The organism is Lunatimonas salinarum (genome assembly GCF_017811155.1).
GTDB lineage: Bacteria > Bacteroidota > Bacteroidia > Cytophagales > Cyclobacteriaceae > Lunatimonas > Lunatimonas salinarum.
The window spans coordinates 153858-178159 of record NZ_JACVCV010000012.1; the positions used below are offsets into that span (position 1 = coordinate 153858).

Consider the following 24302-nt stretch of genomic DNA (forward strand, 5'->3'; position numbering starts at 1 on the left):
TTTGGACGAGCGTTTTCCAGTTGGTGAGCGAAAGACAGGGTAAAGGAAGCATGGAGAGTTTTTTGGTAGAGATTGAAACCAAACGCCAGTAATGCAAGGTATGAGTCGGAGTGTATGGAAAGTCTTTTTGTTTTTAGCGACAGCGGTAATCGTGCTGGTTTGGATCTACCGCCGCGAATCATCCATCCTGTTTTCGGAAGAGGTGGAAGCCGCTCTTCCGGAGGAGATTGATTTTAATCTACATATCAAACCGATACTCTCTGACCGATGTTTTGCCTGCCATGGACCGGATGAAAATAAGCGGGAAGCGGGTATCCGATTGGATATGGAGGAATTTGCGTTTGCGGCGTTTGGCGAGCCCAAAAATCAGTATCCTATTGTCCCGGGCAATCCCCATAAAAGCGCTGTATACCAGCGGATGATCACTGCTGACCCAGAACTGCAAATGCCGCCTCCGGCGTCTAATTTGGTCCTATCGGAAACAGAAGTTGCGTTGATCACCCGCTGGATTGAGCAGGGGGCGGCCTACAAGCCCCATTGGTCTTTTATCCCGCCCAACAAGCCGGAACTTCCACCTGTAGACCGATCCGATTGGGCCTCGCATCCCATCGACCGGTTTTTGTATGCCAAGATGGTGCAGCAAGGACTGGAGCCTACCAAATTGGCATCCAAGGAAACGTTGATCCGGCGGGTGTCTTTTGACCTTACCGGTCTGCCTCCCTCTGTAGAGGAAGTAGATGATTTTTTGGCCGACACATCCCCGGATGCTTACGAAAAGCTGGTAGACCGCCTGCTACAGTCGCCTCATTACGGAGAACGCTTGGCTTCCGAGTGGCTGGATGTGGCTCGGTACGCCGATTCCCACGGGTACCAAGACGATGGAATGCGCAACATGTGGCCGTGGCGCGATTGGGTCATCCGCGCCTTTAATGATAACCTGCCCTACGATGAGTTTATCATCTGGCAGTTGGCCGGAGACTTGTTGCCGAATGCCACAAGCGATCAAATATTGGCTACCGGGTTTAACCGAAACCACCCACAAAGCCAAGAAGGTGGTGTGATACCCGAGGAATACCGCGTAGAGTACGTGGCGGATCGGACCAATACCCTGGGAAAGGCATTCCTTGGCCTGAGTACCGAATGTGCCCGCTGCCACGACCACAAGTACGACCCCATTTCCCAAAAGGAGTATTTTCAACTCTACGCCTTTTTTAACAGCATCAAAGAAACGGGGCAGGTGCCTTATGTAGGTGAACCTAGTCCGACGCTGATTCTCACCGATGAAGAAGTGGAGCAAAAACTAGCGTATATCCGCGAAAAGATCATCGCACAGGAACGGGAGTTGAATCCTTGTAGAGAGGAGTATAGAAGAGGTTTTGAAAAGTGGCTGACAGACATAGCACCAAGCCAATCCGACAATACCGATCTTCAGGGAAGGTTGGGGCACTATCCCTTGGATGCCCCTACGGAAAATCGATTCAAAAATGTGGCAGACCCCCGTAAACCTGCCAGTATGGTAGTGATCCAAACCGATAAGGATCTCCAGGTAGTTGAGGGGAAGGTCGGAAGGGCCATCAAGTTGGTAGGCGATAGCTATGTGGATTTGGGAAACCAAATCGCTTTCTTCGAGCGGAACGAACCGTTTACAATTAGCCTTTGGTATAAAGCGCTGAAAGATAGTTTGGAAGGTCCTATTTTTTCCAAAACTGGAGGGTTTGCCAATGGTTTTCGTGGTTACGAGCTACTGGCTGCGGGTGATGGCTCCCTAAAAGGGCTGATCACCCATACTTGGCCTGCCAACGGCATTGAAGTTCGTACACTTGATAAAATTCCGGTTGGCGAATGGGTGCATCTTGCCATGGTGTATGATGGATCAAGCAAAGCCGAGGGGCTGGAGATTTACCTAAATGGACGACTGGTACCTACGTCAATAGAAACCGATAACTTACACAGAAGCATCCTATCCTACGGCAAAGAGAAGCGCAGTATAGGTAGTCCGGGCAACCTACAAATCGGGAAGCGGGGGACCAATTTTGCAGAAACGTTGGATCAATCCCTGGTCGATGAATTCAGCGTATTTGATCGGAAGCTTTCGAAAATTGAAATAGAGACATTGCATTCCTTTCAAAGCCCACTTGCATCTTATTTGGCACAGGGAAATGAAGACCCACTTTTTGAGCATTACCTTTTAACAGAAAATAAGGCTTATCAAGCCCGACAAAAATCGCTTTCTAGGCTCCGGGGGGAAGAGAATGCTATCTTGAGTGCGTTGCCGGAAGTGATGGTGATGCAGGAGCGGCCGAAGCCCCGTCCCACGTATATATTGGCAAGAGGAACCTACGATGCCCCCACCGAAGAGGTGTTTCCCGGTACTCCCCACGCGGTGATGGATTTTCCGGATGACCTCCCCCCAAATCGACTGGGCCTTGCCCGATGGGTGGTGCACGATGCCAACCCGCTGACGGCGCGGGTGGCGGTAAATCGGTATTGGCAGTTAATCTTCGGAAAAGGGATTGTTTCCACCGTAGATGACTTTGGCAATCAAGGCGCTTTTCCTTCCCATCCGGAACTGCTGGATTGGTTGGTAGTTTACTTCCGGGAGTCGGGGTGGAACCTCAAGGCGCTGCTGAAACTGATGGTGACCTCGACCACCTATAAGCAGGCATCCAATAGGAACGAAGAGTTGGAGGAAAAGGATCCAGACAATATCTGGCTGGCCCGGGGACCTAGTTACCGCCTTCCCGTAGAGATGATTCGGGACAACGCACTCGCAGCCAGTGGGCTATTGGCTAGAGACATAGGAGGCAGAAGTGTCAAACCTTACCAGCCCAAAGGCCTTTGGAAGGAGCTGGCTACCGCCAATGTACGGGAATACGTGCAGGATACCGGACGTAATCTGTACCGGCGCGGGCTGTATACCATTTGGAAACGGAGCTCGCCGCCTCCATCCATGATCAGCTTTGACGCTTCGGACAAATATGCCTGTTCAGTGGAGCGGCAGAAAACGAACACACCGCTGCAAGCGTTGGTATTGATGAACGATCCACAATTCGTGGAAGCGGCTAGAGCACTTGCTGAACGTATGATTCAGTCAAGTGATACACCGGAACGACAAATTGACTTTGGTTTCAAGGCCATGACCAGCAGAAGCCCCGAATCGAAGGAGTTGGGTATTCTGCTCAATCTATATGAATCGGAGTTGGAGGAATTCAGGTCTGCCCCGGATTCTGCCCTTTCGCTTTTAAGTGTAGGAGATTCTGGGGTAAATCCGAACTTGCCTCCCGAGCAGTTAGCCGCGATGACCTTGGTAGCATCCACCTTGGTCAATTACGATGAGGCGGTATATAAACGCTGAAATTGCCGTTGAGGACTTACTCTAACAAACGTACCTGAGTCCCATCTGAAAAACACAAAATATTCGCACGTAAATGAGCCTACTTCATGATCTTTCTATGGACCGCCGTCGTTTTTTGACGAAGACCAGCTTGGGCTTGGGCGGGACGGCCTTGTACTCCTTGCTCAATCCTTCCCGGTTGATGGGCATGCTGCCTTCCGGTCCAAAGGAGGAGTCTGGCCTTGGCGGGCCACACCTTCTACCGAAAGCCAAGCGCGTCATCTACTTATTCCAAAGTGGAGGGCCTTCCCAGATGGAGCTTTTTGATTACAAGCCGCTGTTGAACGATCGGTTTGGACAGGAGTTGCCGGAGTCCATTCGAGCAGGGCAGAGGCTTACCGGCATGACCTCCAGTCAAAATTCTTTTCCGTTGGCGGGATCGGTGTTTGACTTTGCCCAATCCGGTCAAAGTGGGGCTTGGATCAGCGAGCTGATGCCGCATACGGCAAAGATTGTAGACGAGTTGTGCTTTATCAAATCCATGCACACGGAAGCCATTAACCACGATCCGGCAATCACGTTTTTTCAGTCCGGATCCCAGTTGGGTGGGAGGCCATCAATGGGTTCTTGGATCAGTTACGGACTCGGAAGCGACAATAAAAACCTGCCCGATTTCACCGTATTGCTTTCCAAAGGAAGAGAGGGAGATCAGCCTCTTTATGCCAAGCTCTGGGGAGCTGGATTTTTGCCCTCCCTGCATCAAGGAGTTCAGTTTCGTGCAGGTAAGGATCCGGTACTTTACCTGAACGATCCCGAGGGGCTAGGCCACGGCAGTCGCCGAAGAATGCTGGATGCCCTAAAAGAACTCCATGAGCTCAAGTACGAGCAAGTGCTGGACGATGAAATCAATTCCCGTATTGCGCAGTATGAGATGGCCTACCGCATGCAGGCATCCGTACCTGAGACCATGGATATTTCCAAGGAGCCTGATTATATCTACGACATGTATGGTTCAGACTCCCGAATTCCGGGGACTTTTGCGGCCAATTGCCTGCTGGCAAGAAGATTGGCTGAAAAGGATGTTCGATTCATCCAGCTCTACCATCAAGGCTGGGACCAGCATGGCAATCTGCCCCGAGATATACGTGTGATGGCAAAGAGCGTGGATCAGGCAAGTTCCGCCTTGGTGATGGATTTGAAACAAAGGGGGCTCCTCGAGGATACGCTTGTCATCTGGGGCGGGGAGTTTGGGCGCACCAATTATTCCCAGGGAAAACTAACCAAGGACAACTACGGAAGGGACCACCATCCGCGCTGTTTCACCATGTGGATGGCAGGAGGCGGCGTGAAGAAGGGGATCACCTACGGAGAAACCTGTGAGTTTGGGTACAATATCGTCAAAAACCCCGTGCATGTGCACGATTTTCAGGCTACCTTGCTGCACCTGCTCGGCGTAGACCACGAAAAGCTTGTGTTCAAGCATCAGGGCAGGCGATTTCGACTAACCGATGTAAGCGGTCAGGTGGTCAAAGATATCCTGGCCTAATCCAAAGCTCGGTGTTGCTGCCGAGGACTCACGCACGTTAATCAAGCTTTCTATGAACCAAAAAATCCTTGTAATTGGCAGTTCCAATACCGACATGGTGGTACAGGTGCCCAGGATTCCGGCGCCGGGAGAAACCGTCCTGGGCAGCCATTTTTTTATTGTTTCCGGGGGAAAAGGGGCAAACCAGGCCGTCGCCGCTGCCCGTACGGGCGCAGAGGTTACCTTTGTCGCCTGTGTAGCAGACGATGCCTTTGGAAAGCAGGCCATTGAAGGCTTTCGCAAGGACGGCATACATACAGATTATATAAAGGTGCAGGAGGGTAGCCATACCGGCGTGGCACTGATCAATGTGTCAGAGGAAGGGGAAAACAGTATTTCCGTTGCCTCCGGTGCAAACAGCCATTTATTGCCCGAAGATCTACGTGGTATTTCGGATGCGTTTAAGGAGGCTAAGATTGCGTTGGCCCAATTGGAAATACCCTTGGAAACCATTGAGTTTGCGGCGCAGATGGCGGAAGCCCGAGGGATACCCTTTATTTTGAATCCCGCACCTGCCACCGCGCTGCCGGATGGTTTGCTGGAAAAGGTCAGTATCCTTACCCCCAACGAAACCGAAGCGGCCTTACTGACCGGAAGAACGGAAGTAAAGGATGACCAGGTAGAGGCCATTGCCCATGAACTGCTGGATAAAGGGATCAAAACCGTCATCATTACCCTGGGCAGCAAAGGAGTTTACCTTTGCGACAGCAAAACCAGTGAGCGGATACCGGGTTATGCGGTCAAGGCAGTGGATACCACCGCTGCGGGAGATGTGTTCAACGGTGCCCTGGCAGCAGTCCTTGCGACAAATCACTCCATGCGGGAAGCCATAGATTTTGCCCAGCGGGCTGCTGCGATCTCGGTCACCCGACGCGGTGCACAGCCTTCGGCACCCTTTCTCCATGAGGTGATCAATTTCCTTGTGTAGCATCCGGTGCAAGTGGATGGTTTACGCGGTAGGGAAGTTTACGTAAAAAAAACGAACCGATTTAAGAGCTACAAGCATGTTAAGAATTTCCGTTTTGTTGGCCTGTTTTGTCCTTTCGGCTTGTTCCTCTTCCGATCATCCGGTGCTGTCCCCTGTGGAGCCGGTAAAGATCATTTTGGATACCGATATGGGATCGGATTGCGATGATGCGGGCGCTTTTGCGGTAGTGCACCGCTATGTCGACCTGGGCAAGGCCGAATTGGTGGGATGCATCTACAGTTCGGGCAAAGTACCTTACGGGGCGGGAATTGTGGAGGCCATCAATAGGTACTACGGACGTCCGGATATTCCGGTCGGCGCTGATCACGGTACCGAGGTGGGCGATCCGGTCGATAAGATGACGGCCGAGAAGTTGGCACGTGATACGGCAGCCTTCAAGAACCGGATCATTCACAATACCGATGCGGAGGAGCAAACCCGGCTGAACAGGCGACTCCTTGCCGGCAGCGAAGATGGCAGCATCACCTACGTGACCATCGGTCATACCAAAGGCCTGTATGAGTTGCTGGTTTCTGAGCCAGACGATGTTTCTCCGTTGACCGGCTTCGAGTTGGTGAGTCTAAAAATCAATCGTTGGATCGCCATGGGAGGAGTGAATGCCCATAATCCGGAGCAGGCACTCGTCCCGGATTGGAACCTCTATCGAAATGGATCGGCCAGCTATTCTGCCTATTTGATCGCACATTTCCCGAGGCCGGCTTATTTCTCCGACGGGGGCTCCCAGGTGATGACGGGAAAATCCCTAAGCCATACCCCTCCGGGAAATATTGTCCGCTCGGTGTACCGGGATTGGCTCTGGAACATGTCAAAACACACCTTGAACGATCAGCGCCCCAGTTGGGATCTGATCGCGGTTTATTTTGCGGTCGAGGGGCTGGGCGAGTTTCTGAAGGATTCCGGTAATGGGCAAATGGAGGTGGACCTCGAAAGAGGCGTTCGCTGGCTTGCGGACGATCAGGTGAAAGACCGGACATTGATACAGCAGCGGGAGGGCACCGATGAGCCGTTTGCGGACTACCTAAACGGGCTGTTAGGTGCAACGCCCCGTAAGTTCTAGTGGAATAGCTTAAAAGATGCGGGAGTGTGCTGAATTAGATGATCAACTGAAAAACAATTATAAACAGATGAAAACAATTTACCAACTACCCTTGATTTTTTTATTTATCGTCCAATGGAGCTTCGGCCAGGGGAATACAAAACCCAACGTGTTATTTATCATTTCCGATGACCTCACGAATACGGCGGTTTCTGCCTATGAGAATGCAGCGGGGCACACACCGAACATTGACCAATTGGCGGCGGAGGGCACCCTCTTTACCCGCGCCTATTGCCAGTTTCCCGTTTGCGGTCCCTCCAGGGCATCCATGCTTTCGGGGTACTATCCCCATGGGACAGGTACCTTTGGCTACGTGTCGGGAAGGGAGCAAATTGGCCCGGATCGGCAGATGTGGCCGCAGTTGTTTAAGGACAACGGATACTATACGGCGCGGGTAAGTAAGATTTACCACATGGGCGTGCCGGGAGACATAGAAAAGGGTACGGACGGCACCGATGACCCGGCCTCCTGGACCGAACGCTTTAATAGTCAGGGGCCGGAATGGCTGGCAGAGGGCGAAAGCGAATTGGTGCAGAACAATCCGTTTGGCCTCAAACCCAAGCAAGGCGGAAACGTGATGACCATCGTAAAGGCCGAAGGCGATGACTTGGTGCATTCGGATGGTAAAACGGCAGAGAAGGCCTCGGAGCTTATCCGAAAGCACAAGGATCAGCCCTTTTTTCTGGCCGTTGGTTTTGTCCGGCCCCATGTGCCTTTTGTGGCACCCAAAAGCTATTTTGACCCCTTTCCCTATCAGGAAGTGGTACTGCCTCCCAAGGTAATAAACGACTGGGACGATATTCCCGAGCGGGGAATCAACTACGTCACCACCAAGCACGCCAAGATGTCGGAGGAGCAGGAAAAAAAGGCAGTGGCAGCCTATTATGCGTCGGTTGCTTATATGGATGCGCAGGTTGGAAAAGTGCTGAAAACGCTCAAGGATGAGGGGCTTGAGGACAACACCATCGTGATCTTCACCTCCGATCATGGTTTCCACCTGGGTGAGCACGGGTTTTGGATGAAAGTGAGCTTGCGGGAAGAATCCGTCAGGGTCCCGCTGATCATTAGAGTTCCTGGGCAACAACCTCAGGTTTGCCACTCCTTGGTAGAACTATTGGATTTATATCCCACGGTGGCAGAACTTGCGGGTTTATCCACCTCGGGGCAGCTCCAAGGAAAAAGCCTGGTGAAAGTGCTCGAGGATCCGGAACAACAGGTTCGGGAGATGGCCTTTTCGGTCTCCGTAAGAGCCCAAGGCCATTCGTTTCTCCTCAGATCTGAAAAGTGGGCCTATATCCAATATGACGAGGATGCAGGCGGAGGGATGGAGCTTTTTGACATGCAGCACGATGCCAAGCAATACAACAATTTAGCCTATCTGCCAAAATACCAGCCGATTGTCGCTTCCTTTCAAAAGGCGCTAAGGGAAAAGCTCGAAAAAGTAAGGGACAATGATCTCAACTAAACATAACTTAGTTTAAGGGTAAAATTATTTTGCGATTGCTTCCTTCGTCACCTGAAATAACCCACCAACCAAAATCCTATCGAATGAAAAAATCCTGTTTGCTGAGTTTGTTACTGCTATTTTTAGTTCACCTGAATTTCGGTCAGAATAGCGCCAAACCCAATATTCTTCTGATTATTTCCGATGATCTCAATACGAAAATCGGTCCTTATATGGATGTGGACCATTATACACCAAACTTAGACCGCCTTGCTGCCGAGGGGGTGCGGTTTTCCCGGGCCTATAGTCAGTTTCCGTTATGCGGACCCTCTAGGGCATCGTTGATGAGTGGGCTGTATCCCGAATCCAATGGGATTATTTCCAATATTGACCAGCCTGGCAGCTACCGCAAAGAGACGGCCGCTTTGGCAAACCACCCCTCAATTGCGGGCTTTTTCAGGGAACGGGGGTACTTCACGGCCCGGGTATCCAAGATCTATCATATGGGAGTTCCCGGTGGCATAGAACGGGGTGAACCGGGAGGTGATGAGCCGGATTCTTGGGATTATGCGTATAATGTCATGGGACCAGAAACCATGAGTCATGGCAGCATGGAGTTGTTGTCTCCAAAAAACAACCATTACGGCTCTAATTTTGCGCAAATGGTTTTGGCAGATAGCTTGGCCGAGACACAGACCGATTATTTGGCAGCCAGTCAGGCTATTGCTATTTTGGAAAACCGGGCGGGACTGATTCCCGAAGGTGCCACTAACAAGCAGCGCATTAAGCGGGACGAGCCGTTCTTTTTGGCGGTGGGTTTTGTGCGTCTCCATGTCCCGTTTATCGCACCTAAAAGCAGCTTTGCCCGTCATCGCCCAGAGCAGGTAATACTGCCCTCGTATGTAGTCGGCGATAATGTGCCTGCACAGGCATTGACCAGGCAAAATGAAAAAATCTGGGGCATGGATGAACTTCAGCAGAAAAAAACGATCGCGGCCTACATGGCCAGTGTGAGGTTCATGGATCAACAGGTAGGGCGCTTGTTGGACGCCCTGGACCGATTGAATCTGAGAGAGGAAACCATTGTCGTATTCATTTCGGATCATGGGTACAACTTGGGAGAGCATGGGAGTTGGTCCAAAACGAGTCTATGGGAAGGGAGTGTAGCTGCTCCATTAATTATCTCTGTGCCTGGAAAGGATTTCGATGGGGCTTTCGGCAGTACCTATTCAGGTATCACCGAGCTCATTGATTTATATCCTACCTTAGTTGAGCTAGGTGGGTTTGCCGAACAGCAACCGGGGGTCATTCAAGGGCAAAGTCTCGCTGGAATCCTCCAAGGCAAGCGTCCCCAAATGCGGAAAGAATACGCTTATTCCATCACCGTTAGGGGAGGAGCAACTGTCCGAACAAGCGAATGGCGATACACCCGCTGGGGAGAAGAAGCGGAAGGAACCAACGAGGAATTGTATCACCATGTCACCGATCCGGAGGAGCATATCAACTTGGTAGATAATCCGGAAATGCAGCAGGACCTCACTTCGTTAAGGCGACTCTTTGAAGCAGTGCGTACGGATGCCCGAAGTGGACCGAAGCCCCTTCCCTAAGGCTCCTCATAAGGTAGGCATCTAGGTGGCTAGCGCTACTTGTTGCCGATTACTCCCTATCTTTGATATCGATAAGTTTATAAACTCCGATTCCTATGCCAGTCCGAATTTTGTTTAGTTGTTTATTCCTGTTTTACTTCACTGCCGCTTTTTCGCAAGATGTAAGTAGACCCAACATCATCCTGATCATGGCGGATGATATGGGGTATGAATGTTTGGGGAGCTATGGGAGTGCTTCGTACCAAACGCCTAATCTAGATCGATTGGCGGAAGAAGGCGTTCGATTTGAGCATTGTTATTCCCAGCCACTCTGCACCCCCTCCCGGGTGAAGATCATGACGGGCAAACACAACTTCCGAAATTACCAAGCTTTTGGTTTTTTGCCCCCGGAGGAAAGGACTTTTGGAAATTTACTCAAAGACGCAGGGTACAGTACCTGTGTGGCAGGTAAGTGGCAACTCAACGGCATCTCGGGCGGTAAGTTGCCAGGATGGGACGATACAAGCCGTCCCCATCATTTTGGATTTGATGAATACTGTCTATGGCAATTGCACAATACGCGTGCCGAGGGCGAAAGGTACGCAGACCCGCTTTTGGTTAAAAACGGTGAGGCGCTGCCAAGAGAAGCGAATGGGTACGGCCCGCAGATTATTTCTGAATTTATCTTGGATTTTATAGACCGGAAAAAGGACGGCCCCTTCTTCGTGTACTACCCCATGAACTTGGTGCACGATCCCTTTGTACCCACACCGGATAGCAAAGATTGGGCGGATCCGGACAAGCACTACCTGCAGGATACCAGTTATTTTAGAGATATGGTGGCTTACACCGACAAGATCATCGGCAAAATCATGGATAAACTGGAAGAAACCGGCGTAGCTGATAATACCCTAGTGATCTTTACCGGTGACAATGGTACCCACGTGAATATCTACTCAAAGATGAAAGACGGCCGTGTGATCAAGGGAGACAAGGGGAATATGACAGATGGCGGTACCCGAGTTCCACTGATTGCCTACTGGAAGGGCCACTCGATGAGTGGCTTAGTGAACCGTGATTTGGTGGATTTCAGTGATTTTTTGCCCACATTGGCAGAGGCAGCCGGTATCCCGCTGCCCTCCGGACAGCAGGTGGATGGACGAAGCTTTTTGCCTCAAGTGTTGGGTCGTCCTTCCAATCCCAAGCCCTATATTTACATGTACTATAGCCCCAAGTGGGGGCGTTTTGCCAATGGGGTGTTTGTTAGAAATCAACGGTACAAACTGTACGACGACGGTCGTTTCTTTGACGTAGCGTCAGATGTTCTGGAGCAGCATCCTCGGTACCTGGCGGATCTTACGGGAGAGCTGCTCGAAGTAGCCGTCGGTTTTCAGCGCATTATGGAGGAGATTCAATGAGTCCAGGGTCGTATGGGTCACTTCTGCCCAACATTTATTCTGAGACATTTTTGGATGACATATGGTTCTAGAGCTAGGTGGATTTCCTTTGGGCCGTTTTTGCTCGCGGTAAAATAGGGGGGATGTTAAAATAAAAACGTTTGTTTCCTGTTTTTAGGTTTCTGTGAAGGCTTTATTGGCAGCTACGCCGCCCCAGTCGACTATTGAAAGGAAGTTGGTTTTTGTCAACTACAAATTTGCGGGGACGTTTGGGTGTAGTGGTAAACTACACCCAAGATAGCATGGTACAGCCAAAGTGGCCTTTAGTGTGATCCTGTAGAATGATAAATCTCGCCAGTCTTACGTCTTGGATCTAACATCTCAAATCTACTAGGCAATGTTAATTTATTCCCTAATTGTACCATCCTCATCGATTTGCAATTCCAACCGTTCCCCGTCTTTTTCCATACGCACTGCAAAGACCAACTTGCCCGCTTCCTTTCGGGCATTTACCCTGGTGAGGGCATGGTCCGGATACCTTGCCATCAGAATGGACAGGAGGTTATCGGGTAGGGGATCTTCGTATGGGATTGTGTTTGTAAACCTTCGTTCGGGGATAGCTTCTGACTTCCGCTCTATGAACTGGTTTGTGCCATCTGCTTGCTTTTCCAAGTCAAAGGCGTCGTACAGCTCGCCGGTAGCCGTATACGATTCGAAACTTAACTTATCGCCGTTGATCCGGATGACCTGAAATAGCTGGGTGTTTTCAGCAGCACGGTCACGGTCGGCTTCGTAGTCGTCCCATCCATTTTGTTTGAGTTCGTACATTTTGCCACCACTTACTGAAACCACATAGACCGTCCCCGTCTTGTCTCGTGCATTGACTCCGTCCAAGACGTTTTCTCCCGGTGAAACACGCCCACGTGCGTAGCTGTGGTCGTGCCCTTGTAGCGCGAGATCTACTTGGTACTTGTCAAAAAGGGGTTTCCAAGCTTCGCGAAGGCGGGTGTTTTCCCTTCCCTCAGATGCCGAGAACAAGGGATGATGGTAGGTGACGATGGTCCATTTTTTGTTGTTTTCGGAAAGCACTTTTTCTAGCCAAGGGATTTGTTCTTCTTGTAGCACATTGCTGTTGAGTGAAATGATCCGAACATCTTGATAATCGGTATAGTAAACGGTTTCGGCGATTTCCTGAAGGTCTTGTGGTCCGTTTTCTGGTAGGGTAAATTGGGGGCGCCACTGCACGGAAAGCCGACGTTTGGCATTTGTTCCATCCCATTCGGGGATGGCGCGGTATTCGTGGTTTCCTGGTGTGGACATAGAGGGTACCATGCTATGGATGAACCCACCTGCGGTAAACCACTCATGCCATTCCTGATCCCGGTGTGCGTTATTCACCAAGTCTCCCGCGTGTATGATAAATTTAGCGTCAGGGGCCTTTCTGTAGCCTTCCCTGATCAGTCGTGCCCAAAGTTCGAGGATGTAATTCTGGGCATCACCGACATAGAGAAAGGCAAAGGGTTCATCTTTGTCGTCGGAAGCTGTGCTAAACTGGATCCACTCGCTCCAGGTAGTACCGTCGCCTACCCGATAGGCATAGGTAGTGCCAGGGAGGAGGTCGGTAAAAACGGCGGAATGGTAGTGTGCTTTTACCTTGGCCATTTCAATGGAGGAAGCATCCAATTGTTCCGTTTTAGCAGAAAGTGTTTTTCCATAACGCCAGAAGGTAGGTGCACCATCGGCGACGGCTATCTCTGCCAAGGCATTGTGCACGGTGGTATCGGTTCGCCACGTGACGCTAGCCTGTGTGGCAGCATCTGCGCCAAAGCTTAGGACAATTCGATCCGGGTAGTCCGTAGGTTTGCTCCATTCTTCCCGAAATCTTGGGGCCTTGTATACGCGGTACTCTTGTGCGATTGCCCACTGGCAGGCCACGATACAAAGGAAGGGTAGGAGCAGGTTTTTCATTTTTACAGGGATGACTGGTTCTATATATCGTTTAAGATACGGTAAGTTGGGCAAAATTTCAACGTATATTTATCGTAAAAATACGCAGCTTATATCAAGTGAATGTTAACATTGTGCTAAATGAAGGTTAATCACAGCCTAGGGATTCCAGCTTTTCCGCCTAATTAGGTGCCCTATTCTGTTGGAAGGGTCAAATTTTTGAGCTATTTTCACTGTTGAGGACGCGCAAAGAGGAGCTCGGCTTGAGTAATTTGCGATGTACTTTATTGACAAGTCCTTTAAGACTATTCGTAACCAACTAATAACTTGTGCTATGGGCATCCTTTTTTCGCTTCTTGGAAATGCTGGGGTTGTTGACAATAACAAGCTGACTGCAGCTTACTCGAAACTCCTCATTGAGGACGAGCAAATTGAAATTGGGTTTCAACTGATTCGGGATACGTTCATCTTTACTACGAAAAGACTGATTCTGATTGATAAACAAGGTGTTACCGGAAGAAAAACCGAGTATCTCTCTGTCACCTATAAAAGCATTTCCCGTTTCAGTGTGGAAACCGCCGGAACCTTTGACCTGGATGCTGAATTGAAAATTTGGGTGTCTAGCGAACAAAGCCCTAGCATTGCTAAGAAGTTCAACAAGTCTGTCAACGTGTATGAAGTGCAGCAGCTTCTGGCAAAGCATGTGCTGAAGTAATAGGTAAAAAACACCGCTAAACACCCGACCGACATATGCCACCTAAGTTTTTTTGTCTATTTCTAGATAGCCCTCTTAGGTGTGCGTTGCGCGTTGCAGGGCTAGGTGGGCAGCGGAACAAAATCGGATTCCCCTTCGATCTTGGGGAATTTTTGCGCCTGCCACCGTTCCTTGGCTCCTTCGATGACTTCCCGGTCGGAATGGATAAAATTCCAATAAATAAAGCGCTCCTCCGGAAAGGGGTCTCCACCAAACAGGTAAATGGTCGTGTTTGCACCGATCTCAAAGGAACACAGTTTGGCGTTCTCTGCAATCAAAATCTGCCTAGCACCAAAGGTGTTTCCCTCAGCTTTGATTTCTCCGTTTAATATATACAGACCGCTTTCACCAAACAACCCGTTGCCGATATCCAACATACGGGGCTCCGTAGACTTTATCTCAATCATGTACAGGGGACTATAGACCGGAACAGGAGACTTTTTGCCTAATGCCTCACCGGCGATCAATTTAAACTGAACACCTTTATCTTCCCATTGGGGGATTTCTTCGGCTGCCACGTGTACAAAGCTGGGTTCGATGTTCTCCGTGTGTTTTGGCAATGCCACCCAAATCTGAAGTCCATGCAGGTTTTTTTCAATTCCGCGAAGGTAGTCAGGGGTGCGTTCAGAGTGTACGACTCCCTTTCCGGCGGTCATCCAGTTTACTGCTCCGGGTTTGATTTCCACGTTTGAGCCCACGGAATCCCGGTGCATGATGCTGCCTTCAAATAAAAAAGTAAGGGTTGACAGCCCAATGTGTGGATGAGGCGGCACGTCAAAGTTTTCGGACGCTGAGAGGGTTACCGGTCCCATGTGATCTATAAACGCAAAAGGCCCGACCATGCGCTTTTTCCGAAAGGGAAGCAGCCTTCCTACCATAAAGCTACCTATAGACCTTTCCCTTTCCTCAATGATTAGTTGAATGTTTGACATAACCCAATATTTTCATGAATATACAATCTGTTTGGGTATCTGAACAGATTTTATGGTGTTTTAGTAAATCCATCCCTAAATAATCAAAGCATGTACAAAGTCATTCTCTGCTGCTTGGGACTTTCGATGCTTTCCTGCGCACATCCTGAGCTAAGTCTTCCGCCACCCAATATCCTTTGGATTACGCACGAGGACATGAGTCCAATTTACGGATGTTATGGGGACGGGTATGCACGAACACCGAATTTAGATGCCCTTTCCGCCAAAAGCATTCGTTTTACCAACGCCTTTGCGAATGCGCCCATTTGTGCGCCGGCCAGGTCTACGCTGATTACGGGGATGTATGCCACTTCGCTTGGAACACAGCACTTACGGTCTGAGATACCACTTCCAGAAGGATTTAAAATTCTTCCGCAGGTGTTGCAGGATGTCGGGTATTATACCTCTAATCAAGTAAAAACCGATTACAATTTTTCTCCTGAGGGGAGATGGGACGATAGTAGCCCAACGGCTCATTGGAGAAATCGGCCCGAGGGCAAGCCGTTTTTCAGCGTCGTTAATTTTATGATAACGCACGAAGGACCTACCAACGCACTACGGACCGCCGATACGGAAAGCTTAAACGAGTGGAGTGATCCGGAAAAGGCGGTATTGCCGCCCTACATACCTGACACCCCGCGGATGAGACAGATTTGGGCGCACATGTACGACCTCTTGGCGGTATTTGATCAAGGCGTGGGGCGACTTATGGCAGAACTGGAGGAGGATGGTTTACTGGACAATACCATTGTGTTTGTGTTTTCCGACCATGGCCATGGTGTACCAGGGCACAAGCGTTGGCTGAACAGAGCGGGATTGCAGGTCCCTTTTCTACTGCACATTCCAGATAAATACCGTCATTTGGCTCCCCATTTATCGGGAGAAGAAACCGATCAAATGGTTTCTTTTGTGGATTTCGCCCCCACCGTAATCGGGTTGGCCGGTGCGAAGGTGCCGGATCGGATGGAAGGGCGTGATTTTTTAGCCAGGAAGCCTTCCCGTGCTGCCTATAGTTTTGGCTACAGAGACCGGGCTGACGACTGCTATGAAGTTGCCAGGTCTGTTTTTGATGGGAGATACCTGTATGTCCGGCATTTTATGCCGCAGCTTCCGTATTATCAAAGGGCCATTATCTTTCAGAAGCAAGGTAGTTACGAAGAATTCAATCGCTTAAAGGACTTGGGTCGGTTACCGGTGTCGACCGCTAAAATGATGCAGCAAAAGCCATTGGAAGAACTATATGATCTTTGGGAGGATCCACACGAGCAACGGAACTTGATAGGAGACCATGGTTTCGCCGCACGAGTTGATAGCTTAAAGACCGAATTGATTGACTGGATGGTGCGTCATCGGGATACCGGAATTTTGACGGAAGGGATTATGATGGAGGGGGCACTTGCCCAAGGTGTGTCGGTATACGAGTTTGCCCGGCAAATTCCGGAAGCGGACTTTCGCCGGATGGTAGCGGCCGCATACAAAGTGGGGCAGGTGGGGGCTATCGATGAGTTGCTGCCTCTTTTACAGGATAATTTGGACGTGGTGCGCTTTTGGGCCCTCGTTGCGTTGGATGCCTCGGGCAATCACTCGGAAGCCGTGTGGCAGCGTCTCTCGGAACTTTTGGTCGACAGTTCAGCTTCCGTGGCGATCAAAGCCGCCGAAATTATGGTAAGGCAGCGCGGAGATCCTCAGGCATTGGGCGTTTTGGAGACCATGCTGAAAGGATCCTACGAACCTGTTGTTTTGCAGGCAGCCATCAGCGTGCGGCAATTGGAAGAAAAGGCTTTGCCGCTGCTATCGGTTATTCAGGAGGAGGTTTTTCCCAATTATGCAGGAGATGTTTGGGGCCGTTATCGAAGCTGGAGTTATCCGATGTTTATCGGGATGGCGCTGGATCAGGCCCAGCTAAACTGCGGCGTGGCCATTCCCCTGCAGCGTTAAATTTACCTTTTTGACTAAAAAATAGTGATGGATACTGTCGACAGCCTTCTTGAACGTATAGTGGACATCGTGGGAGCAGATAACGTGTTGTTGGGCGAAGAGTTGTCGAACCACTTTGCCCATATATGGCAGACACACATTCCTTTGCGGGCGACCGCAGTGGTATTGCCTACCTGTGTAGAGCAGGTGTCCCCTATATTGACGCTATGCAATCAGCACGAAATGTCCGTGGTGGTGCATGGAGGACGGACCAATATGGTCGGCAGCACCGAGACAGATGGGTCGGAGTTGGTGATTTCCATGGAAAGATTGAACCGGATTTTGGAAATTGACTCGGATAGCAAGACCGTAACGGTAGAGGCAGGTGTGATATTGGAAAACCTACATCGGGCTGTTCAGGAAGTTGGCTTGATGTTTCCGATCACTTACGGCGCAAAAGGCTCTGCCCAGGTTGGTGGCATGATCGCTACCAATGCGGGTGGATTGCGGGTTTTCCGCTATGGGATGACCAGGCAGTGGGTATTGGGACTGGAAGCGGTTCTGGCTGACGGTACCGTGATTTCGTCGATGAAAAAACTGGTCAAGGACAATTCCGGCCCGGATTTGAAGCAACTTTTTATCGGCTCAGAGGGCACATTGGGAGTAGTGACGAGCGCGGTGTTGCGCTTGTGTCGGCCTCCTGCCAATCAGCAAACAGCTTTTGTGGCATTGGAGGATTACCCTGCTGTGTTGCGGTTTTTGAAATTCATGGAGCAGGAACTGGGATCAGCTCTTACGGCCTTTGAAATCATATGGAAGGACACTTATCGGAATATGTGTGGTATGTTGAAGGGTGGGGGTATTCCACTTGCCTTTGATTATCCCCTGTATGTACTGCTGGAGACGTCTGGAGATGCATCTTCGTGTGGTGCGGGCAGACTAGAGGACTTATTGGAGAAATGCCTATTGCGTGGAGATGTGTTGGATGCGGTTGTTGCAGGTTCAGAAACACAGCAGGCCTTATTTTGGCGCATTCGTGAGGATGTAGACCATATTGTTTCCCAATGCACGCACGATCAACATTTCGATGTGAGCTTACCGGTGGCGGATATTGGAGCCTATGTGGATCGGGTTACCGCTGCGTTGGACAGGGTTTTGGAAGTGGACAAGTATTTTGTCTATGGGCATATGGCCGATGGGAATATGCATTTGGTGGTAAGTAAGACAGTTGGTTCGGAGGAGTTAAAGGAACGGGTAAACCATATCGTATACACGCCACTTCGCGAATATGGAGGGTCGATTTCGGCCGAGCACGGCATCGGATTGCATAAAAAGCCCTATCTAGGCTATTGCCGAAACCCGGAGGAAATGCAGCTTATGTGTACGCTAAAAAATGCGCTGGATCCGAAAGGTATTTTGAACCCAGGGAAAATACTATAAAGCTCCGAAGAGGCCTTCAGTGGGCTTCTTCGGAGCATAGGCCAGGTGTTAGACCTTGATGAATATCTTTTTGCGGTAGAGGATATACAAGAATAACCAAACCAGTAGTAACGCACCGAACGCTTCAAATACGCGGTGCCATTCCTCTGGTAGGGGGCTGTAGAGTCCATAGAACAACTTTCGGGAGGTATAGCCAAAGTTGATAAAGCTGTAGCCAAAATAGATGGTCAGGGAGTTTAATCCGATCACCTGGAAAAAGAAGGCCCACTTGCGTATCTTCCAAACATCGATCACGGTATAGAAAGCCATCAGAAATAGAAAGGCCATACCGGCAGTGAGCAATACGAAGGAGCTGCTCCAAAGGTGCTTGTTGATGGGGAAATGCAAGCCCCAAACCAATCCAACACCAATGCCAACGACGCCTGCAAGGCTGAGCCATTTGATTTTATTGACTTCTGAAGCGTTGTTGGCGAGGATTGCTCCGGCTAAACTACCCAGAATGGTCAGGCACATGGCCGGAAACTGGGTGAGCAGGCCGAGCTCGTCGTAGGTTCCCTGAAGTAACCTGCCGGGAAGGAATGTCCGGTCAAACCAACCCACCAGATTCCCCTCGAAACTTAGGTCACCGGCCCCGTAGCCCGGTACAGGGATCAGGAAAAGCGCCGCATAGTACGCCACTAGTATGCCAATGGCCCAGCCCAATCGCTGTAGCCCGTTGAAGTTGAGAAAAAGCACGGTGGTGACAAAGGAGGCAAGGCCTATGCGGCCCAAGACCGAGCCGAGGCGGATTTGGGATGGCTCAAAAAAAGGGATGGGAGCATTTTTAAACAGAATGCCCAAACAGATTAGAATAAGCATTCGCTTTAGCGCCTTTTTGTAAAGTAGTTGTTTTTCCAGCCCCAAAGCCATGCCTTTGTTTAGGGAAAAAACCAATGATACGCCTGCCATAAACAGGAACAGGGGGAAGATAAAATCGTAAAACGTAAACCCATTCCAAGCGGGGTGGGTGAGCTGATCGGCTATCCAATCCACCGCTGCCAATCCGGTCTTTCCCTTTAGGAGCACCAAGAAGGTTCCTCCTCCTGATATCAAGAGCATGTCAAAACCTCTTAGGGCATCTAAAGAAAGTAGTCGTTTGTTGCTGCCTCCGGGCTGATGGGTGTTGCTGGCAAAATCCGGAGAGCTGATGTCAAGATTAGGCTGGGGGGAGTTTTTCATTTTGGGTGAATTGGTTGCTTTTTCCGTTTAAATGTCTGGGATGCTATTTTATACTATTTGGGTGAGTTTTGCAGTCAATTTATTTCTATTAATTGGATTATAAAAGTATTTTTATCGGATGGTCAATAAAATATTTGCTGTTGGGTTTTCTAGGTTGCCAGCTTTTTGGTACGTAACCGTTATATTCGCATGGAAAAAATGAAACTTCGATTTACGGAAAACTAAATTTGATGTAACCCAAAGCTTTTACGAAAGACAGATACAACCGATCGATGAAGCGAAATGGACACCTACGGTGAGCTTGGCTTGTGAATACGGGTAAGAAGCAGGATTTTGTCGGATTTGGCTTACTGACACCTTAAATTTTCGCTAACTTACGCTTGGATTTGAGTCGTTGAAACCCGCCCAAGTAGCTCGAGATGGCTATCACCGCTATACAGTTCGCAAGATAGGTACCCGTTTTCTATCGCTTGCGTCATTTCGGTTCGATTTTGGGAGGGAGTTAGTTAATGAGCATGCCTATAAATTATTTATTACCAATTATTTAAACAGTATACATGGAAGTAATCGTATCCTCCGATCCAAAGGAGTTGGGGCAAAAAAGCGGTAGTGCTGCAGGAGAACTCATCCGAAAGGCAATCGCCGAAAGGGGTGAAGCAAATATCATTTTGGCTACCGGAACCAGCCAATTTGAAACCATCAATCAACTGCTACAGGAAAAAGGGATAGCATGGGACAAGGTAACCATGTTTCACTTGGACGAATATTTGGGGTTGCCCATTACCCATCCGGCGAGCTTTCGCAAGTACTTAAAGGAGCGTTTCTTGGATCAGGTTGGTCAGCTTGCCGCCTATTACCTGATAGATGGTGAGGCAGATCCAGCGGAAGAAATCGATAGGTTGGGGCATCTGATTGCCTCAAAGCCCATCGATGTGGCGTTGGTTGGCATCGGAGAAAACGGGCATTTGGCCTTTAATGATCCACCTGCTGATTTTGACACGGAAAAGCCCTACCTGGTGGTAGACTTGGATGAAGCGTGCCGCAAGCAGCAATTGGGCGAAGGATGGTTTCCGGATTTTGACGCTGTTCCGAAGCAAGCCATCAGCATGTCTATCCGACAGATCATGAAATCTGCCGCGATCATCTGTTCGGTGCCCGATGAGCGAAAGGCAAAGGCAGTGCAGGAATGCGTGGAAAACGAGGTAAGCAATATCCATCCTGCTTCTATCCTGCAACAGCATCCGCAATGTATGTTGTATTTAGACAAGGCTTCTGCCTCTCTTTTGAAATAATCCTATCACCCAAAATAACCAAACCTGTGGCGTCCAAAACCCAAACTGTTGAAGTAGGCGCGCTCACGAAGCGACAAACCTATATTTCGATCGGCATCATCGGTGGACTGTTTTTTATCTTTGGCTTTGTGTCATGGGTAAATGCCATCCTGATACCCTATTTCAAAGTGGCCTGCGAGCTCAACAACTTTCAGTCCTACCTGGTGGCCTTCGCTTTCTACATTTCCTATTTCGTCTTTTCAGTTCCAGCTTCCTATTTGCTGAAAGCTGTCGGATTCAAAAAGGGGATGAGTGTGGGTTTTTGGGTGATGGCGGTGGGGGCCTTTGTTTTTATCCCTGCTGCGATGGGCCGAACCTACGAGATTTTTCTCCTAGGCTTATTCCTGATCGGAGCCGGTTTGGCGGTCCTTCAGACCGCGGCGAACCCCTATATCACCATTTTGGGCCCGAAGGAGTCGGCCGCGCAACGCATCAGCATCATGGGTATACTGAACAAAGGGGCCGGTATCCTCGCTCCCTTGGTGTTTGCTGCCGTGGTGCTGCGGGTCACCGACGATGCCATGATCTCCCAATTGGACACCTTGGATGTGGCCACTAAAGATCAGTATCTGGACGAGCTGATCGGAAGGGTGATATTGCCCTATACATTGGTAGGTATTTCGTTGGTGGTTTTGGGTGTGTTGGTGCGTTTGTCTCCGTTGCCCGAAATCAACACCGAACAGGAAACCGTAGAGGTAGCGCAATCAAACGCAAATAAAACCCATATCTTTCAGTTTCCGCATTTGATCCTGGGAGCGGTTGCCATTTTCCTGCACGTGGGTACTCAGGTGATTGCGATCGATACCATCATGAGTTATGCCATGTCGATGGGCATATCCATGTTGGATGCCAAGGTTTTCCCTTCTTACACCTTGGCAGGAATGATAGCCGGGTACATTTTTGGCATTATTACCATTCCCAGGTTTATCCAACAGGTTAACGTGCTCAGGGCATTCACTACCATGGGGCTGTTGTTTACTTTTGGGATTTTGTTTTTGAGGGGTGAGGTAGGCCTGTTGGGGCTTGATGTAGATGTGTCTATCTGGTTTGTGGTGCTGCTCGGCTTTGCCAATTCGCTGGTTTGGGCGGGAATCTGGCCCTTGGCGTTGGATGGGCTGGGAAAGTTTACCAAACTGGGTGCGTCCATTTTGATCATGGGGCTGTGTGGAAATGCCATTTTACCGATGGTTTATGGGCATTATGCCGACGCTGTCGGCTTGAGAGAAGCTTACTGGGTATTGGTTCCTTGCTATCTGTACCTTATGTATTACGCGTTTTATGGTCATTTGATCAGGTCTTGGAGTCGAGTGAAATAGACATCGTGTTGGGTGGTTTACAGGCTGTTTGGGCAAAAAGACCTACATATTCAAAAATCCCTTTTCGTAAGTCACCCAGAGGGGTATCCCCGGGCTGGGTGTAGTTTGCAACTACACCCTTCTATTAATTCCAATTTGCAATTGGAAATGGACGGAATTACCAATAATCGACCTCTATTAAGCCTTCTAACCCAGGATAATTCCTTGCGTTCGAACACATATAGTCTTCAGGTTTTTCCACGATTCCTGCCCTTACCGGATTCTCATGAATATAATTCATTCTACTTTCGATCATTTCAGTTCGATAAAGTTCAATACCATGGTTTTCGTGTGTCCAAAATTGCATTTCACCGGCTCTTTTATTTAATTTAGCATGATAAGCAAAAATCATCTTCAACCATTCCTTTCTGCTTTCCTGTGGATTCTCCAGTATCATTTTAAGCAATTTCTTGCTTGTAAACTTCTTGAAATCCCGTACCCAACCTGACAATTTTCCGTCTTTTTGTTGAACAACCAAGTGAAGGTGATTGGTCATGATAACATAACCAAAGAGGAAAAGTCCCTTCTCCTTTCTACAATAAGCCAGATTTTCCAAGATACAGTCCCTATACAGCTTTCTTGAAAACACATCTGCCCATCCAACCACTTGAAAAGTTAAAAAGTAGGGCATTTCCTGATCTCCCCCGATAGCTATCGGGGTTGATAAGCCTCTCCCATAGCTGAAAATAGTTTATCCGCACGGAAATTACAAATGAATATAGAAGTCTATAAATAGAAGGAATGTTTTTTTTTCGGAGCCGTCTTCAAATCTCAGTCAGAAAGTCTTCAAAATGTCTGGTATGTGTTTACTAATAAATTCTTTCGTACGCCACTGCAAATGGTAGGAAACGGATTACGTACTCCAAATAGATTAGAAATAGTTGGGTGTAGTGGATACTACACCCAGTCGGGGCAATAGAAAATTGGTAGGATAACTCGCCGAGTACTACGAAAGCATCAATTCATATGTTGAGGAAAATTCAAAACTTGAAAATTTACTGGTTTCGCAAACTTTTCCTCCCAAAATTATTTAACCTAAATATGTAATACATATTTTTTGCCGAATTGTCAAGAATATGCTTACTATTTCAACTCCTGTTTTAAATGTTGTAAATAAATTATTGTAAAAATATTTGGAAATATCATTCCTTTCTTTTTAACTTATACAAATCATTATAAAACTTAAAATAATTATATTATGAAAAATTACTTTAAAAAGCCAGTTCTTTTATTGGGATCGTTGGCAGCGGTGGTCGGATTTGGATTTGTCTCAGACCAGCATGCAGATGTAAAGGCACAAAGTGGTGTTGAGTGGTGTCAGTGGTTTGATGCACCTGGCGAACCCCATGACGGGTGCGTGATTTTGGTTTTTAATCTTCCTTGCATATGCGAAGGGTGCTAAAATCAGTAATTATCAAAATATGAATATAGATAGCAAGTTTGTTATCTATATGCTATTTACTATTAATTTTTATAAATTATGAAAAAGATCGTATTTATTGTATTTTTTAGTTTGTTATTTTTTGGTTGTAATAAGAAAACTCAAAAAAGGCAGTTTAAAATGGAAACAATAGAAGAAATTTCCATAAAGACAAATGACCTTATCTCTGTAAATCCTGGAAACACAAAGTTTATTGAAACTGACTCAGGTACATTTTTATTTGCCTATAATCATGTAGAGAAAAATTACCAATTCATTGATTTTTCAAATGGGAAAGTGAATCATAAAATTCCTCTAACCTTTGAGGGGCCAAATAGTGTTAAGGGATTTCTTGGAGCAACTCTTACAGGTCCGGATTCGATATGGCTTACCTTTTCTCCACCTGCAATTGGACTAATCAATTTTAAGGGAGAACTTCTGTTAAAAAGACAAATACCCAATGATGTACCGGCCCCTAAATTAATCGGACGTAAAATAGTTTAAAAACTGTAAATTTAC

Annotated in this window: 18 protein-coding genes; 14 read left to right on the top strand and 4 right to left on the bottom strand. The window is 48.6% G+C overall.

Going from position 1 to position 24302, the window contains the following annotated elements:
* Positions 1-91 precede the first annotated feature (91 nt).
* The 7 genes from IAQ59_RS15495 to IAQ59_RS15525 all read left to right on the top strand — a co-directional run bounded on the left by IAQ59_RS15495 (position 92) and on the right by IAQ59_RS15525 (position 11451).
* Complete coding sequence (locus tag IAQ59_RS15495) at positions 92-3355, top strand: DUF1553 domain-containing protein (RefSeq protein WP_245189632.1); 3264 nt, start codon at positions 92-94, stop codon at positions 3353-3355.
* A gap of 73 nt (positions 3356-3428) precedes the next feature.
* Positions 3429-4880, top strand: a complete 1452-nt coding sequence (locus IAQ59_RS15500) for a DUF1501 domain-containing protein (RefSeq protein ID WP_209331741.1) — start codon at positions 3429-3431, stop codon at positions 4878-4880.
* Between the two features lie 52 nt (positions 4881-4932).
* Complete coding sequence (rbsK, locus tag IAQ59_RS15505) at positions 4933-5847, top strand: ribokinase (RefSeq protein ID WP_209331742.1); 915 nt, start codon at positions 4933-4935, stop codon at positions 5845-5847.
* Between the two features lie 76 nt (positions 5848-5923).
* The gene (locus tag IAQ59_RS15510; RefSeq protein WP_209331743.1) at positions 5924-6964 is read left to right on the top strand and encodes a nucleoside hydrolase; all 1041 of its coding nucleotides are present in this window, start codon (positions 5924-5926) and stop codon (positions 6962-6964) included.
* Between the two features lie 67 nt (positions 6965-7031).
* Positions 7032-8468 carry a sulfatase gene (locus tag IAQ59_RS15515; protein WP_209331744.1) on the top strand — a complete coding sequence of 479 codons (1437 nt, stop codon included), beginning with the start codon at positions 7032-7034 and terminating at the stop codon, positions 8466-8468.
* An 83-nt stretch (positions 8469-8551) separates the two neighbouring features.
* A complete protein-coding gene (locus tag IAQ59_RS15520) occupies positions 8552-10054 on the top strand; it encodes a sulfatase (RefSeq protein WP_209331745.1) in 1503 nt (500 codons plus the stop codon).
* 95 nt (positions 10055-10149) lie between these two features.
* Positions 10150-11451, top strand: a complete 1302-nt coding sequence (locus IAQ59_RS15525) for a sulfatase family protein (RefSeq protein WP_209331746.1) — start codon at positions 10150-10152, stop codon at positions 11449-11451.
* A gap of 384 nt (positions 11452-11835) precedes the next feature.
* Here IAQ59_RS15525 and IAQ59_RS15530 read toward each other — a convergent pair whose 3' ends face one another.
* Positions 11836-13398: a purple acid phosphatase family protein gene (locus IAQ59_RS15530; RefSeq protein WP_209331747.1), complete on the bottom strand. Its 1563-nt coding sequence runs from the start codon at positions 13396-13398 to the stop codon at positions 11836-11838.
* Between the two features lie 313 nt (positions 13399-13711).
* On the opposite strand from IAQ59_RS15530, the gene IAQ59_RS15535 reads away from it, so the two are divergent.
* The gene (locus IAQ59_RS15535; protein WP_209331748.1) at positions 13712-14092 is read left to right on the top strand and encodes a PH domain-containing protein; all 381 of its coding nucleotides are present in this window, start codon (positions 13712-13714) and stop codon (positions 14090-14092) included.
* Between the two features lie 101 nt (positions 14093-14193).
* Here the strand turns inward: IAQ59_RS15535 and IAQ59_RS15540 are convergent, their stop codons facing one another.
* A complete protein-coding gene (locus tag IAQ59_RS15540) occupies positions 14194-15063 on the bottom strand; it encodes a pirin family protein (protein ID WP_209331749.1) in 870 nt (289 codons plus the stop codon).
* Positions 15064-15153: 90 nt separating this feature from the next.
* On the opposite strand from IAQ59_RS15540, the gene IAQ59_RS15545 reads away from it, so the two are divergent.
* The gene (locus IAQ59_RS15545; RefSeq protein WP_245189633.1) at positions 15154-17040 is read left to right on the top strand and encodes a sulfatase-like hydrolase/transferase; all 1887 of its coding nucleotides are present in this window, start codon (positions 15154-15156) and stop codon (positions 17038-17040) included.
* A gap of 27 nt (positions 17041-17067) precedes the next feature.
* On the top strand, positions 17068-18459 hold the full coding sequence (locus IAQ59_RS15550; RefSeq protein WP_209331750.1) for an FAD-binding oxidoreductase: 1392 nt from the start codon (positions 17068-17070) through the stop codon (positions 18457-18459).
* A gap of 48 nt (positions 18460-18507) precedes the next feature.
* Here IAQ59_RS15550 and IAQ59_RS15555 read toward each other — a convergent pair whose 3' ends face one another.
* Positions 18508-19677, bottom strand: coding sequence for an acyltransferase family protein (locus tag IAQ59_RS15555; protein ID WP_209331751.1), 1170 nt, complete (start codon positions 19675-19677; stop codon positions 18508-18510).
* A 557-nt stretch (positions 19678-20234) separates the two neighbouring features.
* On the opposite strand from IAQ59_RS15555, the gene IAQ59_RS15560 reads away from it, so the two are divergent.
* Positions 20235-20969 carry a glucosamine-6-phosphate deaminase gene (locus IAQ59_RS15560; protein ID WP_209331752.1) on the top strand — a complete coding sequence of 245 codons (735 nt, stop codon included), beginning with the start codon at positions 20235-20237 and terminating at the stop codon, positions 20967-20969.
* A gap of 26 nt (positions 20970-20995) precedes the next feature.
* Entirely contained in the window at positions 20996-22324 is a 1329-nt protein-coding gene (locus IAQ59_RS15565; RefSeq protein ID WP_209331753.1) for a sugar MFS transporter, read from the top strand.
* Positions 22325-22481: 157 nt separating this feature from the next.
* Here IAQ59_RS15565 and IAQ59_RS15570 read toward each other — a convergent pair whose 3' ends face one another.
* The gene (locus tag IAQ59_RS15570; RefSeq protein ID WP_209331754.1) at positions 22482-22994 is read right to left on the bottom strand and encodes an REP-associated tyrosine transposase; all 513 of its coding nucleotides are present in this window, start codon (positions 22992-22994) and stop codon (positions 22482-22484) included.
* Positions 22995-23561: 567 nt separating this feature from the next.
* On the opposite strand from IAQ59_RS15570, the gene IAQ59_RS15575 reads away from it, so the two are divergent.
* Together IAQ59_RS15575 and IAQ59_RS15580 are read left to right on the top strand one after the other, a co-directional pair.
* Positions 23562-23765, top strand: a complete 204-nt coding sequence (locus tag IAQ59_RS15575; protein WP_209331755.1) for a hypothetical protein — start codon at positions 23562-23564, stop codon at positions 23763-23765.
* A 78-nt stretch (positions 23766-23843) separates the two neighbouring features.
* On the top strand, positions 23844-24287 hold the full coding sequence (locus IAQ59_RS15580; protein ID WP_245189635.1) for a DUF4221 family protein: 444 nt from the start codon (positions 23844-23846) through the stop codon (positions 24285-24287).
* Positions 24288-24302: the final 15 nt, after the last annotated feature.

Bases quoted from the DNA above. Each gene is read 5' to 3' on its own strand.
- IAQ59_RS15570 (WP_209331754.1), bottom strand. From the start codon at position 22,994: ATGCCCTACTTTTTAACTTTTCAAGTGGTTGGATGGGCAGATGTGTTT.
- IAQ59_RS15580 (WP_245189635.1), top strand. From the start codon at position 23,844: ATGAAAAAGATCGTATTTATTGTATTTTTTAGTTTGTTATTTTTTGGT.
- IAQ59_RS15575 (WP_209331755.1), top strand. From the start codon at position 23,562: ATGAAAAATTACTTTAAAAAGCCAGTTCTTTTATTGGGATCGTTGGCA.
- rbsK (WP_209331742.1), top strand. From the start codon at position 4,933: ATGAACCAAAAAATCCTTGTAATTGGCAGTTCCAATACCGACATGGTG.
- IAQ59_RS15545 (WP_245189633.1), top strand. From the start codon at position 15,154: ATGTACAAAGTCATTCTCTGCTGCTTGGGACTTTCGATGCTTTCCTGC.
- IAQ59_RS15550 (WP_209331750.1), top strand. From the start codon at position 17,068: ATGGATACTGTCGACAGCCTTCTTGAACGTATAGTGGACATCGTGGGA.
- IAQ59_RS15500 (WP_209331741.1), top strand. From the start codon at position 3,429: ATGAGCCTACTTCATGATCTTTCTATGGACCGCCGTCGTTTTTTGACG.
- IAQ59_RS15525 (WP_209331746.1), top strand. From the start codon at position 10,150: ATGCCAGTCCGAATTTTGTTTAGTTGTTTATTCCTGTTTTACTTCACT.
- IAQ59_RS15560 (WP_209331752.1), top strand. From the start codon at position 20,235: ATGGAAGTAATCGTATCCTCCGATCCAAAGGAGTTGGGGCAAAAAAGC.
- IAQ59_RS15495 (WP_245189632.1), top strand. From the start codon at position 92: ATGCAAGGTATGAGTCGGAGTGTATGGAAAGTCTTTTTGTTTTTAGCG.
- IAQ59_RS15510 (WP_209331743.1), top strand. From the start codon at position 5,924: ATGTTAAGAATTTCCGTTTTGTTGGCCTGTTTTGTCCTTTCGGCTTGT.
- IAQ59_RS15535 (WP_209331748.1), top strand. From the start codon at position 13,712: ATGGGCATCCTTTTTTCGCTTCTTGGAAATGCTGGGGTTGTTGACAAT.
- IAQ59_RS15530 (WP_209331747.1), bottom strand. From the start codon at position 13,398: ATGAAAAACCTGCTCCTACCCTTCCTTTGTATCGTGGCCTGCCAGTGG.
- IAQ59_RS15555 (WP_209331751.1), bottom strand. From the start codon at position 19,677: ATGAAAAACTCCCCCCAGCCTAATCTTGACATCAGCTCTCCGGATTTT.
- IAQ59_RS15520 (WP_209331745.1), top strand. From the start codon at position 8,552: ATGAAAAAATCCTGTTTGCTGAGTTTGTTACTGCTATTTTTAGTTCAC.
- IAQ59_RS15515 (WP_209331744.1), top strand. From the start codon at position 7,032: ATGAAAACAATTTACCAACTACCCTTGATTTTTTTATTTATCGTCCAA.
- IAQ59_RS15540 (WP_209331749.1), bottom strand. From the start codon at position 15,063: ATGTCAAACATTCAACTAATCATTGAGGAAAGGGAAAGGTCTATAGGT.